Raw genomic sequence first — 14,256 nt, forward strand, 5'->3', positions numbered from 1 at the left:
AGCCTGGAAATGCCGGCTCCCGCAGAACAGCTCAAGGACGCCGAACAGGACACTCCGGTAGCCCCGATCGCCGAGCAGGCTGCTCCCGCGCCATTCGCCCAGATCGAAACCAGCGATTCGACAGACACCGAGCAGGCTGCACAGCCAGCTGCGCCGGCTACTCCTCAGGTAGCTGCGACCAAGGAAACGACTGTCGCCAAGGACGTCGCAGCGGTCAAGAAAGAGCCTTCGCACCGTCAAGTCGTTGTGGCCAAGGGCGACACGCTCTCCACGCTGTTCGAAAAGGTTGGCCTGCCAGCTTCCACCGCCGCCCAAGTGGTAGGCACTGACAAGAAGGCCAAGCAGTTCACCCAGCTCAAGCGTGGGCAACTGCTGGAGTTCGAGCTGTCGCCGGAAGGCGATCTGCTCGGCCTGCACAGCAAAGTCAGCGAGCTGGACACCATCCGCCTGACCAAGGCCGGCAACGGTTTCGCGTTCGAGCGTGAAACCAGCAAGCCAGTGACACGCGAAGCCTATGCGCATGGGGTCATCAAGAACTCCCTGTCGCAATCTGCGGCGCGCGCTGGACTGTCCCACAGCCAGACCATGGACATGGCCAGCATCTTCGGCTACGACGTGGACTTCGCTCAGGATATTCGCCAGGGCGATGAGTTCGATATCGTCTACGAGCAGCGCGTGCTCAACGGCAAGGTGATCGGCACTGGCGGCATCCTGGCCGCGCGCTTTACCAACCGCGGCAAGACCTATACCGCAGTCCGGTACACCAACAAGCAAGGCAACAGCAACTACTACACCGCCGATGGCAACAGCATGCGCAAGGCGTTCATTCGTACACCGGTGGACTTTGCCCGCATCAGCTCCCGCTTCTCAATGGGCCGCAAGCATCCGATCCTGAACAAGATTCGCGCGCACAAGGGTGTCGATTATGCAGCGCCACGGGGCACGCCGATCAAAGCCGCCGGTGATGGCAAGGTAACGCTGGCCGGCCGCCGCGGTGGCTACGGCAATACCGTGATCATCCAGCACGGCAACAGCTACACCACGCTGTACGGGCACATGCAGGGCTTTGCCAAGGGCATCAAGACCGGCGGCAGCGTCAAGCAAGGCCAGGTCATCGGCTACATCGGCACCACCGGTTTGTCCACGGGCCCGCACCTGCACTACGAGTTCCAGGTCAATGGTGTCCATGTTGACCCACTGGGCCAGAAGCTGCCGATGGCCGACCCGATTGCCAAGGCCGAAAAACAGCGTTTCAACCAGCTGAGCCAGCCGTTGATGGCGAAGATGGACGCCGAGCGGACGACGCTGTTGGCGAGCAAGCGCTGAGTCATGACTTACTACCTGGGGGTAATGTCCGGCACCAGCCTGGACGGGCTGGACATTGCCCTGATCGAGCAAGACCACTCGACTCGGCTGGTTGCGACGCACTATGTGCCCATGCCCGAAGCACTGCGCCAGCAGCTGCTGGAACTGTGCGCCAGCGGGCCGGATGAGATTGCCCGGGCCGCTCTGGCGGAAAACCAGTGGGTCGCGTTGGCGGCTGATGGCATATCGGCCTTGCTCACCGCACAGCAACTGGCCCCTGCAGACATCCGCGCCATCGGCAGCCACGGCCAGACCGTTCGCCACGAGCCTGCCCGTGGCTTCACCGTGCAGATTGGCAACCCTGCCCTGCTGGCAGAACTGACCCAGATCACCGTGGTGGGCGATTTTCGCCGCCGCGATGTCGCAGCCGGTGGTCAAGGTGCTCCTCTGGTGCCGGCCTTCCACGAGGCCCTGTTCGGCGCCGAAGGCGAGGCGCGTGCGGTGCTCAACGTGGGTGGTTTCAGCAACCTCAGCCTGATTGGCGGGAATACGCCGGTCAGCGGTTTCGATTGCGGACCTGGCAACGTGCTGATGGATGCCTGGATTCAGCTCAAGTGCGGCCTGGACTATGACCAGGGTGGCGCCTGGGCAGCAACCGGCACGCTACAGCCGCATTTGCTCGGCGCGCTGCTGGGCGACCCGTTCTTCGCTGGCAGCGGGCCGAAAAGCACGGGGCGTGAGGTGTTCAATCTGGGGTGGCTGCAGCGACACCTGGAGACGCTGCCCGCGCTCGCTGATGCCGACGTTCAGGCAACGCTTCTCGAGCTGACCGCGCAGAGCATCGTGCAGTCGCTGCGTGTCGCCCAGCCGACCACCCATGCGCTGCTGGTCTGTGGCGGCGGCGCGCACAACCAGACGCTGATGACGCGCCTGCAAGCCTTGTTGCCAGAAGCTCAGGTGGCCAGTACGGCGAAAGCCGGTGTCGACCCGGACTGGGTCGAGGCGATGGCGTTCGCCTGGCTGGCCGATTGCTGCCTGCAGGGCATAGCCGCCAATCGGCCGAGCGTGACTGGCGCACGCGGCCTGCGAGTACTGGGCGCTATATACCCGGCTTGAAGCCTGACGCCTGAAACGAAAACGCCGCGCAGATGCGCGGCGTTTTCGTTGGCGCTGGATCAGATCGAGAAGGACTGACCGCAACCGCAAGTGGTGCTGGCGTTCGGGTTGTTGATGACGAACCGCGAACCTTCCAGACCTTCCTGGTAATCCACCTGCGCGCCGGCCAGGTACTGGAAGCTCATGGGATCGACCACCAGACTGACGCCTTCGCGCTCGACGATGGTGTCGTCTTCGGCAACGTCTTCATCGAAGGTGAAGCCATACTGGAAGCCCGAGCAGCCGCCACCGGTGACGAAGACGCGCAGCTTTAGGCGATCATTACCCTCTTCATCGACCAGGTTCTTGACCTTGATGGCGGCCCCTTGGGTGAATTGCAAAGCCATGGGGGTAAAGGATTCGACGCTCATGTAGAAGTTCTCCCGGCGTACGCCGTCATAATGCTCAATGGCGGCATTATCCGCTTCTCCTACGAAAATGGTCAAGAATTAGCCAGTGGCAAACGCAAAGAGGCCCGCAAGCGGGCCTCTGGAAAGCACTGCGGCAAGCGTCAGGGGAGCATGCCGGCGTGAGATAGACCGAAGCGCTCGTCCAGGCCGAACAGGATGTTCATGTTCTGTACGGCCTGGCCCGAAGCCCCCTTGACCAGGTTGTCGATGACCGAAAGCACGACGACCAGATCACCGTCCTGTGGGCGATGCACGGCGATCCGGCAGACATTGGCGCCGCGTACGCTGCGGGTCTCGGGGTGGCTGCCGGCTGGCATGACATCGACGAACGGCTCGTCGGCATAACGCGCCTCGTACAACGCTTGCAGATCGACCGATTTGTCGACGACGGTGGCGTACAGCGTGGAGTGAATGCCACGGATCATTGGAGTGAGATGGGGAACGAAGGTCAGGCCCACTTCGCCGCCAGCCGCGCGACGCAAGCCCTGGGTGATTTCAGGCAGATGGCGATGCCCCTTGACTGCGTAGGCCTTCATGCTTTCACCTGCCTCGCAGAACAACGAGCCTACGCTGGCGCCACGACCCGCGCCGCTGACACCCGACTTGCAGTCGGCGATCAGGCGCGTGTTGTCGGCCAGGCCGGCCTCGAGCAGCGGCAGGAAACCCAGCTGGGTGGCCGTGGGATAGCAACCCGGCACGGCGATCAGACGCGCCTGGCGGATCTGCTCGCGGTTGACCTCGGGCAAGCCGTAGACAGCGTCGACCAGCAGCTCGGGTGCACCATGGGGCTGGCCGTACCATTTGGCCCATTCATCGGCATCCTGCAGACGGAAGTCGGCGGACAGGTCGATGATCCTGGTTCCCGCCGCGAGCAGCTCACCGGCCAGGGCATGGGCGACGCCATGGGGCGTGGCGAAGAACACCACGTCGCAAGCACCCAACGTCTTGATGTCAGGGACGCTGAACGCCAGGCCGTCGTAGTGGCCTCGCAGGTTGGGGTACAGGTCGGCAACGGGCAGGCCAGCCTCGGATCGGGAGGTAATGACCTCTACCTGCGCCTGCGGATGCTGCGCCAGCAGACGCAGTAGTTCGACCCCGGTATAACCCGTGCCGCCGACGATACCGACCTTGACCATAAAATGCCCTCTTCACGATGCGACTGGAAAGCCTTCGATGATAGGGGGCCTGCGTCTGTGTAACAACCGTTGAGATGACGTGGGCGCTGGCAGACTCTACTATCGACGCTACCGTGAACCTGGGAATAACTGGAAATGCTTTATCTATGGATCAAGGCCCTGCACATCGTCAGCGTTGTCTGCTGGTTTGCCGGGTTGTTCTACCTGCCGCGCCTGTTCGTCTACCACGCCCAGAGCGAGGACACCGTCAGCCGCGAACGCTTCGCCGTCATGGAGCGCAAGCTGTACCGCGGGATCATGACGCCGGCGATGATCGCCACGTTCATCTTCGGCATCTGGCTGATCGCGCTGTCGCCGGGCTGGATGAGCCAGGGGTGGATGCATGCCAAGCTGACCCTGGTCATCTTGTTGACCGGCTATCACCACGTATGCGGCGCGCAGATGAAGCGTTTCGCGCGGGGCGAAAACAAGCGTAGCCATGTGTTTTTCCGCTGGTTCAACGAAATTCCGGTGCTGGTGCTGCTGGCCGTGGTGATTCTGGTCGTGGTCAAGCCATTCTGATCCTGCGCACAAGCAACGCGCTCAAAGCCGGTGCGCCCTGTAGACTGTCCATATGAAATCGCGCCAGCTTGCCTGGCGCGGGTATGGAGAATTCGATGACCCGTTATGCCATGATCACAGGCGCGTCGGCAGGCCTGGGCCTGGCCATGGCCGAAGCCCTGGCCAGGCGCGGACGCAGCCTGCTGCTGGTGGCGCGCCACCGTGACCCGCTGGAAATCATTGCCGCTGAACTGACCCAGCGCTTTGGTGTGGAAGTACTGTTTCGTGCCTGCGACCTCGGCGAGCCGTTGCGGCTATCCGGATTCCTGCTGGAACTGGAAGAAAGCGAACGTCAGATCGACCTGCTGGTGAATTGCGCCGCCGTGCGCTCCCATGGGCATTTTCTCGCCCAGGACTGGAGCCAGGAACAAGACCTGATCGAACTGAACATTCTTGCCCTGACCCGGCTCTGTCATGCCTTGGGCAACGCCATGGCCGTGCAGGGCGGTGGGCAGATCCTCAATGTGGCCTCGCTGGCCGCGTTTCAACCCGGCCCATGGATGAGCAGCTATGCGGCCAGCAAGGCCTATGTCCTGCATTTTTCCGAAGGGTTGCGCGAGGAACTCAAGCAGACCGGGGTGAAGGTCTCGGTACTGTGTCCGGGGCCGGTACGCGCGAGCCAGCGGCGAATTCCACGCCTGGCGGGCAGCTCGCTGGTGCTGGACGCCGAGCAGGTTGCCTTGCAGACCGTGCGTGCACTGGCGCGCGATCGCGCGGTGATCGTGCCTGGACGGCGCAATGGCTGGCTGGCAAGGGCTCCGCGTCTGGTCCCGCGCTGGCTGATGCGCAGAGTGGCCGGATGGATCAACAAGGCCTATGCCCCGCATTGAAGCAGGCAAGACTGGGCGCTGGACGCAAGCCTCAGTACACTGACCTTTCGACTGCCATGGAGATGCATTGTGGATACTTTGTTTACCAAGATCATCAACCGGGAGATTCCGGCCAGGATCATCTACGAGGACGACCAAGTGCTGGCCTTCCACGATATCGCGCCCCAGGCTCCGGTGCATTTCCTGGTCATCCCGAAAAAAGCCATTCGCACGCTCAATGACTTGACCGAAGACGACAAAGGCCTGGCAGGACACATTCTGTTCACCGCCCAGCGCCTGGCCAAGGAGATGGGCTGCGAAGAGGGTTTCCGGGTAGTGATGAACTGCAACGAACTGGGCGGTCAGACCGTCTACCACATACACATGCATGTGCTGGGGCAGCGCCAGATGAACTGGCCGCCCGGTTGAATGGCATTCATGCGAGCCGCAGCCCAGTTGCTGTGCGCTCGTGCGCCAACATGCAGGCAAGATTTCAACGGAGGTGCCCATGGCTACCCAGCGTCACTACTCGCCGATTGACCGATTGTTGCTGCAGGCCGACACGGCCATGCGCACCCTGCTGCCTTTCAGCGGCCATCCGTCGCGACCGTCGCCGGCCGTCGTCCAGCCGGAGGTGACGATGGACAAGCAACAGAGTCGGCACGTGGCCGGACTGATGCGCATCAATCACACCGGCGAGGTCTGCGCGCAGGCGCTGTACCAAGGTCAGGCACTGACTGCGAAGCTGCCCCAGGTGCGCAAGGCTATGGAACATGCCGCAGAAGAGGAAGTGGATCACCTGGCCTGGTGCGAGCAGCGCATTCGTCAACTGGGCAGCCACACCAGCGTGCTCAATCCGCTGTTCTACGGGATGTCGTTCGGTATCGGTGCAGCGGCAGGCATCATCAGCGACCGGGTGAGCCTGGGTTTCGTGGCGGCCACCGAGCATCAGGTGGTCAAGCACCTCGACGAGCATCTGCTGCAGCTACCTGCCGAAGACGTGAAATCGCGGGCGATCCTGGCGCAGATGCGCAGTGATGAGCAGGCCCACGCCGAGTCGGCGCTCGACGCCGGCGGAGCCAGGTTCCCGGCACCGATACGCTTCGGCATGAGCTTGCTGGCCAAGGTCATGACCAAAAGCACCTACCGCATCTGAACGCGCGCGGGGCCTACAGAAAGGGCGCTCGGTGAGCGCCCTTTTCATTCATCCCAGTTCGACGATCTCGTAGTCATGGGTGATGTCGACGCCGGCGCGACCCAGCATGATGGATGCCGAGCAATACTTCTCTGCCGAGAGTTCCACCGCACGCTTGACCTGAGCTTCTTTCAAACCGCGGCCCTTGACCACGAAATGCAGGTGGATCTTGGTGAAGACCTTGGGGTCTTCGGTAGCGCGTTCAGCTTCCAGAAAGGCCTCGCAGCTTTCGACGGGTTGCCGCGATTTCTTGAGGATGCTGACCACGTCATAGTTGCTGCAGCCGCCCAGGCCCAACAGCAACATTTCCATGGGGCGCACGCCCAGATTGCGACCGCCGCTTTCGGGGGGGCCGTCCATGACCACGACATGGCCGCTGCCCGACTCGCCCAGAAACATGGCTTCGCCAGCCCATTGAATACGCGCCTTCATCTTTCCGGACTCCCGTGCTCATAAAGCGGACGAGCTTACCACAGCGCACTTGTAACGATTGGTGAGGGAGGATCGGCCAAACCGCCTGCCTCGCCGTCTAAATGGCGTGTGACTCTAGAGTGTGTCTGATAAGCTGACGCCAATGTACTGGCGTATCGCCGTGATTCATGCAAGATAGATTGCCCATTCCGGAACCAAGTCATGACCGCTGCCGCGCACAAGATCAAGAACCTCGAGAAGCTGCTCGCACATGGTCAGCGCTATCGGTTCGCCGCCAAGACCACCTTGATCGCCGCGGGTGCGCGTGATGACTCGCTTTCGCTGATTCTCAAAGGCTCGGCGACGGTGGTGATCGAGGCCGAAGAAGGCCGCGAGTTGGTGATCGCCTACCTCAACGCCGGGGATTTCTTTGGCGAGCTGGGCCTGTTTCAGACTGCAAGCGGCACACAGGCACACAACGCATGGGTACGCGCCAAGACCGAATGCGAAGTGGTGCAGATCAGCTATGCCGCGTTTCGCGAATTGGCCCAGCAGGAGCCGGAGATGCTCTACGCGGTGGGTGGACAGATGGCGCAACGTCTGCGCGACACTACGCGCAAGGTCGGCGACCTGGCGTTCTTCGATGTGACCGGACGGGTTGCCCGCTGCCTGCTCGACCTATGCAAGCAGCCCGACGCCATGACCCACCCCGATGGCATGCAGATCAAGATCACCCGGCAGGAAATCGGGCGTATCGTGGGTTGTTCACGGGAGATGGTCGGTCGCGTGCTCAAGGATCTTGAAGAGCGCAGCGTGGTCCATGTCAAAGGCAAGACCATGGTGGTGTTCGGCACGCGCTGAGCGCAAGGCAGCCTCGACGCTCGGGCAGCGTTCAAGCCAACGCCGACAGCATCCGCGTATAGACGGCGTGCAGCTCGTCGATCAGGTCAGGGGCGGGATGACGCTCATGCAGCGCGATATGGCTGTCGGCCTTGACCCGCTGTTCCAGACCACATTGCCGATTGAACAGATTGACAGCTGCTGCCATGGATTCACGCTCGTCATCCATCAGCATCGCCCCGTGCACCAACACCACCGGACGTGTGCCGCTCAAGCCCTGGCGCCAACGCTGCGCTGTGCCGACCCATTTGCGGCCGTCGAGATTGACGTTGAAACGGCCATCGCAAAAAGCCCCTTCTATTTCACCCAACGACGCACTGCCACCCAGTCGTTCGAGGGCATCGAGCAACGGCTGGCACAGGCGGCGGTAAGCCGTTTCGATACGATGCTGATCGCCTTCAGGCTGCGGAGCCACATACACCAACGCGACGTTGATGGTGGATGACGACTGCGGCACCGGTTCGCCGCCGGTTTCGCGCAGCAGCACCGGCCAGCCGCTGGCGGCCGAGGCGAGGCTGGCCTCCTGGAAACCATCGAGGCGGCTCATTCGTCGTGGCATCACCAGCGTGCGATCCGTCGGGCACCAGAACAGCAACCCCCAGGCTTGCTCGCCTTTGCAGACAGCGCCGAGCAGATCCTGCTCGGCGCGCAAACCCTGTTCCGTAGGCAAATGCACAAGCATTGACTGAGACTCATGAGGTGAAGGCCAAGGCGGCCGTTGGATCAAGGGAAGAACAACCGCTGCAGCTCCAGGCCTGGATCTTCGGCGCGCATGAATGCTTCGCCGACCAGGAAGGAATAGACCCCGTTGATTTCCATCAACTGGACATCGGCGCGGTTGAAAATTCCGCTCTCGGTGATCACCAGGCGATCACGTGGAATGCGTGGAAGCAGATCCAGGGTGGTTTCCAGGCTGACGTCGAAGGTGTGCAGGTTGCGGTTGTTGACCCCGACCAGCGGTGTGTCCAGGGTGTTCAGCGCGCGCTCAAGCTCAGCGCCGTCATGCACTTCGACCAGCACGTCGAGGCCGACGCCCTTGGCCACTGCGGCGAGTTCAGCCATTTGCGCATCCTGCAGTGCCGAGACGATCAGCAGGATACAGTCGGCGCCCAGTGCCCGTGCCTCGATCACCTGATAGGGGTCGATCATGAAGTCCTTGCGGATCACCGGCAGCTGGCAGGCGCCGCGTGCCTGTTGCAGGTACAGGTCGGCGCCCTGGAAAAAGTCGATGTCGGTCAGCACCGACAGGCAGGTAGCCCCGCCCTTCTCGTAGCTGCGGGCGATGTCGGCCGGAACGAAGTGTTCGCGGATGACGCCCTTGCTTGGCGAGGCTTTCTTGACCTCGGCGATCACGGCTGGCCGCTTCGAAGCAGCCTGGGTGATCAAGGCCTGGGCAAACCCGCGCGGCGCGTCGGCCGCGGCGGCAAGACGTTCAAGCTCGGCGAGGCTGACCCGCGCGCGCCGCTCGGCCACTTCCTGCGTCTTGCGCGCCAGTATGTTTTCCAGCACGGTGGGCACGCTCATGCTTCGTTCTCCTGCTTGAATACCGCGGTAAAGGCACCCAGTTCTTCGAGCTTTTCGCGGGCCAGCCCGGTGTGCAATGCATCGTGAGCCATGGCCACGCCCTCTTTCAGGCTGCTCGCTACATCGGCAGCGTACAGTGCGGCGCCGGCGTTGAGCACGATCATTTCGGCCGCTTTCTCGCCCTGCTCGGTCTTGCGCCGACCCAAGGCGTCGCGGATCAATTCGAGCGAGGCTGCCGGGCTGTCGACCACCAGGCCATGCAAGCTCTGGCTCTTGATGCCGAGGTCTTCGGGCTCGACCCAGTATTCGCTGACCTCGCCATTCTTGAGCTCGGCAACGAAGGTCGGCGCGGCAAGGCTGAATTCGTCCAGGCCATCGCGCGAATGCACCACCAGTACATGCTTGCTGCCTAGGCGCGCGAGCACTTCGGCCAGCGGTCGGCACAAGGCCTGGGTGAACACACCCACCACCTGATGCTTGACGCCGGCCGGGTTGGTCAGCGGGCCGAGCATGTTGAACAGGGTCCGCAGGCCCAGGTCGCGGCGCGGGATGGCCGCGTGCTTCATGGCACTGTGATGGGCCTGGGCGAACATGAAGCCGATGCCGACGCTGTCGATGCAGCGGGCGACCTGCTGTGCGTCCAGGTTGAGGTAGACCCCGGCAGCTTCGAGCAGGTCGGCGCTGCCGCTCTTGCCGGACACCGCGCGGTTGCCATGCTTGGCCACCGTGCAGCCGGCTGCCGCGACGACCAATGCCGAGGCGGTGGACACGTTGAAGATGTTGGCGCCGTCGCCACCGGTGCCGACGATGTCGACCACTTTGTCCAGGGTTCGCAGTTCGACCTTGCTGGCGAGTTCGCGCATTGCCGTCACGGCGCCGACGATCTCGTCGATGGTTTCGCTTTTCATGCGCATGCCCATCATGAAGGCGCCGATCTGCGCTTCGCTGCACTGGCCGGTCATGATGTCGAGCATCACCGCGCGCATTTCCTCGGTGGTGAGGTCCAGCTGGCTGACGATACGGGTCAGCGCGCTCTTGATATCCATGGGTATTCCTTAGCCCTGGCGGCTGCCGCCGGTCTGCTTGAGAAAGTTGGCGAACAGCTCGTGGCCTTGCTCGGTCAGGATCGATTCGGGGTGGAACTGCACGCCTTCGACATTCAGAGTCTTGTGCCGCAGGCCCATGATTTCGTCCACCGTGCCGTCTTCGTGGGTCGTCCAGGCCGTGAGCTCCAGGCACTCGGGCAACGTCTGGGCCTTCACCACCAATGAGTGGTAGCGGGTGACGGTCAGCGGGTGATTGAGGCCTTCGAACACACCCAGGTCGGTGTGGGTGATCGGGCTGGTCTTGCCGTGCATGACCTGACGGGCGCGGACCACGTCGCCACCGAAGGCCTGGCCGATGGACTGGTGGCCCAGGCAGACGCCGAGGATCGGTAGCTTGCCGGCAAAATGCCGGATCACGTCGAGGGAAACACCGGCTTCGTTGGGAGTGCAGGGACCGGGCGACACGACGATGCGCTCAGGTGCCAAGGCTTCGATCTGGGCGATGCTGAGTTCATCGTTGCGGATGACTTTGACGTCGGCGCCCAGTTCGCCCAGGTACTGCACGACGTTGTAGGTAAAGGAGTCGTAATTGTCGATCATGAGCAACATGGTGCTTAACCTCTCGAATCTGCTGACGGACCACCTGCTCGCTGGAACCGGTGGACACTGGCTTGCCGGGTCCGGAATCAGTCTGGCGACTGCTCGGCCAGGGCCACGGCCTTGAACATGGCGCGACGCTTGTTCAGCGTCTCTTCCCATTCCAGCGCAGGCACCGAGTCGGCGACGATGCCGCCGCCGGCCTGCACGTGCAGCTCACCGTTCTTGATGACCGCGGTACGAATGGCGATCGCGGTGTCCATGTTGCCGTTCCAGGCGAAGTAGCCGACCGCGCCGCCGTAGACACCGCGCTTGACCGGCTCCAGCTCGTCGATGATTTCCATGGCGCGGATCTTCGGCGCGCCGGACAAGGTGCCGGCCGGCAGAATGGCGCGCAGGGCGTCCATCGCGGTCAGGCCCTGCTTGAGGTGGCCGGTCACGTTGGACACGATGTGCATCACGTTGGAGTAACGCTCGATGACCATCTTTTCGGTCAGCTTCACCGAGCCGACTTCCGATACCCGGCCCACGTCGTTGCGGCCCAGGTCGATCAACATCAAGTGCTCGGCGATCTCCTTGTCGTCGGACAGCAGGTCGACTTCAAGCGCATGGTCGGCTTCTTCGGTAGCACCGCGTGGGCGCGTGCCGGCAATCGGGCGTACGGTGATCAGGTCGTCCTCGACACGCACCAGCACTTCGGGTGAGCTGCCGACCACATGGAAGTCGCCGAAATTGAAAAAGTACATGTAGGGCGTTGGGTTGAAGCAGCGCAGTGCGCGGTACAGGTCGATCGGCGCGGCCTTGAAGTCGATGGACATGCGCTGCGACGGCACCACCTGCATGACATCGCCCGCCAGGATGTACTCCTTGATGGTGTCGACGGCGCCTTCGTAGTCGGACTGGGTGAAACTTGAACGAAACACCGGATCGCTGGCCTGCGGACGGTTGAAATCCAGACCGCGGCGCGGAGCGATGGGCTGGCGCAGTCGCTCCATCAAGGTTTCGAGCTGGCTGCGGGCCTGTTCGTAGGCGTCGGCCTGGGCCGGATCGGCGAGGACGATGGCGTGCATCTTGCCCGCCAGGTTGTCGAACACCACCACCGCGTCGGACACCATCAGCAGGATGTCCGGAACCCCCAGCGGATCGGGGTTGGGGCACTGGCCCAGGCGTTTTTCAACGTAGCGCACGCAGTCGTAGCCGAAGTAACCGACCAAGCCACCGTTGAAGCGTGGCAGGCCGGCAATGCTCGGCACGTTGTAGCGCGCCTTGAAAGCTTCGACGAAGGCCAACGGGTCTTCGACTTCGCACGCTTCGATCTCGACGCCGTCGCAGGTCACGCTGGCGTGGTAGCCATGGACGCGCAGGACGGTGCGGCACGGCAGGCCGATGATCGAGTAACGGCCCCACTTCTCGCCGCCCTGCACAGATTCCAGCAGGTAGGAATTGGGCTGGTCGGCCAGCTTCAGGTAGATGGACAGGGGGGTGTCGAAGTCGGCCAGGGTTTCGTGGGCCATCGGAATGCGGTTGTAGCCTTCGGCAGCCAGGCGCAGGAAGTCTTCGCGGGTCATGATTCAGCCTCGTGATGGAGGGGTCGAACGGTCTGTGGGCAAACGTTGGAACGGAAAAGTCAGGCGCGCCAACGCCAGCGGGCCAGGGCCTTGATGACTTTCATCCAGAGTTTGCGAGTGACCACCACGATGGAATCTCTATGAGCGGGGGATTTGCCGTTGGCCAACGTTATCCCAGTGGCCGGATCGAAGCAACCAGGCATCAGCACGCGCAGATCGTCGATCACCAGCGTCGGTGATTCCTCGGCGATCGGACGCCCGTGATTGTAGCCGTAGCTGAGCGCAATACAGGTCACGCCGGCAGCCTTGGCCGCCTGCACGTCGCTGCGTGAATCGCCGACGAACAAGGAATGCTGCGACTTGACCTTGGCCATTTTCATGACGAAAAACAGGGCAGCCGGATCGGGCTTCTGCTGGGGCAGCGTGTCGCCGCCAATGATCCACTTGAAATAGCGGCCCAGGCCCATCTGGTCCAGCAAGGGGGCGACGAAGCGCTCCGGCTTGTTGGTGATCAGCGCCATTTTCACGCGTTTCTTGTGCAGCCATTTCAGTGTTTCGTGCACGCCTGGGTAGACCTGGGTCAAGGCATGGCTGGACGCATAGGCCGCCGAAAAAAGCTCGAGGGCGTGCGCGGTTTCCGCCTCGCCCACGTGCTGGTGCTCGAGGCCACCCGCGAGCGCCCGGCGAACCAGCACGCGGGCACCGTTGCCAACCCATTCGCGGACAGCTTCGAGCCCCGCCGGCGCGCGCCCCAACTGGGCCAGCATGGTGTCGACGGCGGCGGCCAGATCGGGTACGGAGTCCACCAGCGTGCCGTCCAGGTCGAACATCACCAGCCGTGGCAGGCCGCCGGGAAACAGCCGCTCCATGGCACTCATGAACGGGCCAGCGTCAATTCCGTGCGCATTTGCTCGATCACATGGCGGTAGTCCGGCGCGTTGAAGATGGCCGAGCCGGCAACGAAAGTGTCGGCTCCGGCTGCGGCGATCTCGCGGATGTTGGCGACGTTGACGCCACCGTCGATCTCCAGGCGGATGTCGCGGCCGCTGGCGTCGATCAGGGCGCGGGCTTCGCGCAGCTTGTTCAGCGTGCCGGGAATGAACTTCTGGCCGCCGAAGCCGGGGTTGACGCTCATCAGGAGGATCATGTCGACCTTGTCCATGACGTATTCGAGCAGGTTCAGCGGTGTGGCCGGGTTGAATACCAGACCGGCCTTGCAGCCGCCCTCGCGGATCAATTGCAGCGAGCGGTCGATGTGCTGGGTCGCCTCGGGATGGAAGGTGATGTAGCTGGCACCTGCCTCGATGAAGTCGCCGATGATGCGGTCGACCGGGCTGACCATCAGGTGCACATCGATGGGCGCGCTGACGCCGTATTTGCGCAGCGCCGCACACACCATCGGGCCGATGGTGAGGTTGGGGACATAGTGGTTGTCCATCACGTCGAAGTGGACGATATCGGCGCCAGCGGCGAGCACGTTATCGACTTCTTCGCCCAGGCGGGCGAAGTCCGCGGAGAGGATGGACGGGGCAATTGCGAAGGGCTGCATGGCGCACCTATTCAGGCTGGAATCACGGTGGCGCGCATTGTAGCTCAGGTG

At 62.8% G+C, this 14,256-nt stretch carries 17 protein-coding genes (1 of these 17 only partly in view); 7 read left to right on the top strand and 10 right to left on the bottom strand.

What is annotated here, in order from left to right; genetic code table 11:
• Positions 1 to 1,326, top strand: the 3' portion of a protein-coding gene (locus ONG87_RS18925) for a peptidoglycan DD-metalloendopeptidase family protein (RefSeq protein WP_264381831.1). It extends 138 nt beyond the left edge of the window; the window shows 1,326 of its 1,464 coding nt (coding positions 139-1,464); its start codon lies beyond the left edge, outside the window; its stop codon occupies positions 1,324 to 1,326.
• 3 nt (positions 1,327 to 1,329) lie between these two features.
• Positions 1,330 to 2,421, top strand: a complete 1,092-nt coding sequence (locus tag ONG87_RS18930) for an anhydro-N-acetylmuramic acid kinase (protein WP_264381832.1) — start codon at positions 1,330 to 1,332, stop codon at positions 2,419 to 2,421.
• A gap of 59 nt (positions 2,422 to 2,480) precedes the next feature.
• Here ONG87_RS18930 and erpA read toward each other — a convergent pair whose 3' ends face one another.
• Both erpA and argC read right to left on the bottom strand, forming a co-directional pair.
• Complete coding sequence (erpA, locus tag ONG87_RS18935; RefSeq protein ID WP_122477191.1) at positions 2,481 to 2,831, bottom strand: iron-sulfur cluster insertion protein ErpA; 351 nt, start codon at positions 2,829 to 2,831, stop codon at positions 2,481 to 2,483.
• 140 nt (positions 2,832 to 2,971) lie between these two features.
• Entirely contained in the window at positions 2,972 to 4,006 is a 1,035-nt protein-coding gene (argC, locus tag ONG87_RS18940) for an N-acetyl-gamma-glutamyl-phosphate reductase (RefSeq protein WP_264381833.1), read from the bottom strand.
• Positions 4,007 to 4,141: 135 nt separating this feature from the next.
• On the opposite strand from argC, the gene hemJ reads away from it, so the two are divergent.
• From hemJ to coq7, 4 genes are all read left to right on the top strand, one after another.
• Entirely contained in the window at positions 4,142 to 4,567 is a 426-nt protein-coding gene (gene hemJ / locus ONG87_RS18945) for a protoporphyrinogen oxidase HemJ (protein ID WP_122477187.1), read from the top strand.
• A gap of 95 nt (positions 4,568 to 4,662) precedes the next feature.
• Positions 4,663 to 5,436, top strand: coding sequence for an SDR family oxidoreductase (locus ONG87_RS18950; protein WP_122714958.1), 774 nt, complete (start codon positions 4,663 to 4,665; stop codon positions 5,434 to 5,436).
• A gap of 69 nt (positions 5,437 to 5,505) precedes the next feature.
• Entirely contained in the window at positions 5,506 to 5,844 is a 339-nt protein-coding gene (locus ONG87_RS18955) for a histidine triad nucleotide-binding protein (protein ID WP_264381834.1), read from the top strand.
• 79 nt (positions 5,845 to 5,923) lie between these two features.
• On the top strand, positions 5,924 to 6,571 hold the full coding sequence (gene coq7 / locus ONG87_RS18960; RefSeq protein WP_122714957.1) for a 2-polyprenyl-3-methyl-6-methoxy-1,4-benzoquinone monooxygenase: 648 nt from the start codon (positions 5,924 to 5,926) through the stop codon (positions 6,569 to 6,571).
• Between the two features lie 48 nt (positions 6,572 to 6,619).
• Here the strand turns inward: coq7 and ONG87_RS18965 are convergent, their stop codons facing one another.
• The gene (locus ONG87_RS18965) at positions 6,620 to 7,042 is read right to left on the bottom strand and encodes an OsmC family protein (protein ID WP_264381835.1); all 423 of its coding nucleotides are present in this window, start codon (positions 7,040 to 7,042) and stop codon (positions 6,620 to 6,622) included.
• Between the two features lie 201 nt (positions 7,043 to 7,243).
• Between ONG87_RS18965 and crp the strand changes: the two genes are divergently transcribed.
• Positions 7,244 to 7,882, top strand: a complete 639-nt coding sequence (crp, locus tag ONG87_RS18970; protein WP_122795532.1) for a cAMP-activated global transcriptional regulator CRP — start codon at positions 7,244 to 7,246, stop codon at positions 7,880 to 7,882.
• Positions 7,883 to 7,913: 31 nt separating this feature from the next.
• On the opposite strand, the gene ONG87_RS18975 is transcribed toward crp, so the two are convergent.
• The 7 genes from ONG87_RS18975 to rpe all read right to left on the bottom strand — a co-directional run bounded on the left by ONG87_RS18975 (position 7,914) and on the right by rpe (position 14,205).
• Positions 7,914 to 8,603, bottom strand: coding sequence for a lipoate--protein ligase family protein (locus ONG87_RS18975; RefSeq protein WP_192138242.1), 690 nt, complete (start codon positions 8,601 to 8,603; stop codon positions 7,914 to 7,916).
• A gap of 41 nt (positions 8,604 to 8,644) precedes the next feature.
• The gene (gene trpC, locus ONG87_RS18980; RefSeq protein ID WP_264381836.1) at positions 8,645 to 9,445 is read right to left on the bottom strand and encodes an indole-3-glycerol phosphate synthase TrpC; all 801 of its coding nucleotides are present in this window, start codon (positions 9,443 to 9,445) and stop codon (positions 8,645 to 8,647) included.
• The gene (gene trpD, locus ONG87_RS18985; RefSeq protein ID WP_122477175.1) at positions 9,442 to 10,491 is read right to left on the bottom strand and encodes an anthranilate phosphoribosyltransferase; all 1,050 of its coding nucleotides are present in this window, start codon (positions 10,489 to 10,491) and stop codon (positions 9,442 to 9,444) included. Before trpD ends, trpC begins: the two co-directional genes overlap by 4 nt.
• A gap of 9 nt (positions 10,492 to 10,500) precedes the next feature.
• A complete protein-coding gene (locus ONG87_RS18990) occupies positions 10,501 to 11,100 on the bottom strand; it encodes an aminodeoxychorismate/anthranilate synthase component II (protein WP_122477174.1) in 600 nt (199 codons plus the stop codon).
• A gap of 77 nt (positions 11,101 to 11,177) precedes the next feature.
• Complete coding sequence (gene trpE, locus ONG87_RS18995; RefSeq protein ID WP_264381837.1) at positions 11,178 to 12,656, bottom strand: anthranilate synthase component I; 1,479 nt, start codon at positions 12,654 to 12,656, stop codon at positions 11,178 to 11,180.
• Positions 12,657 to 12,715: 59 nt separating this feature from the next.
• Positions 12,716 to 13,534: a phosphoglycolate phosphatase gene (locus tag ONG87_RS19000; protein ID WP_264381838.1), complete on the bottom strand. Its 819-nt coding sequence runs from the start codon at positions 13,532 to 13,534 to the stop codon at positions 12,716 to 12,718.
• Complete coding sequence (gene rpe / locus ONG87_RS19005) at positions 13,531 to 14,205, bottom strand: ribulose-phosphate 3-epimerase (protein WP_122477170.1); 675 nt, start codon at positions 14,203 to 14,205, stop codon at positions 13,531 to 13,533. Before rpe ends, ONG87_RS19000 begins: the two co-directional genes overlap by 4 nt.
• Between the last annotated feature and the right edge of the window lie 51 nt (positions 14,206 to 14,256).

The organism is Pseudomonas sp. MM227, from assembly GCF_947090715.1.
In the GTDB taxonomy this organism is placed as follows: Bacteria; Pseudomonadota; Gammaproteobacteria; order Pseudomonadales; family Pseudomonadaceae; genus Aquipseudomonas; species Aquipseudomonas baltica.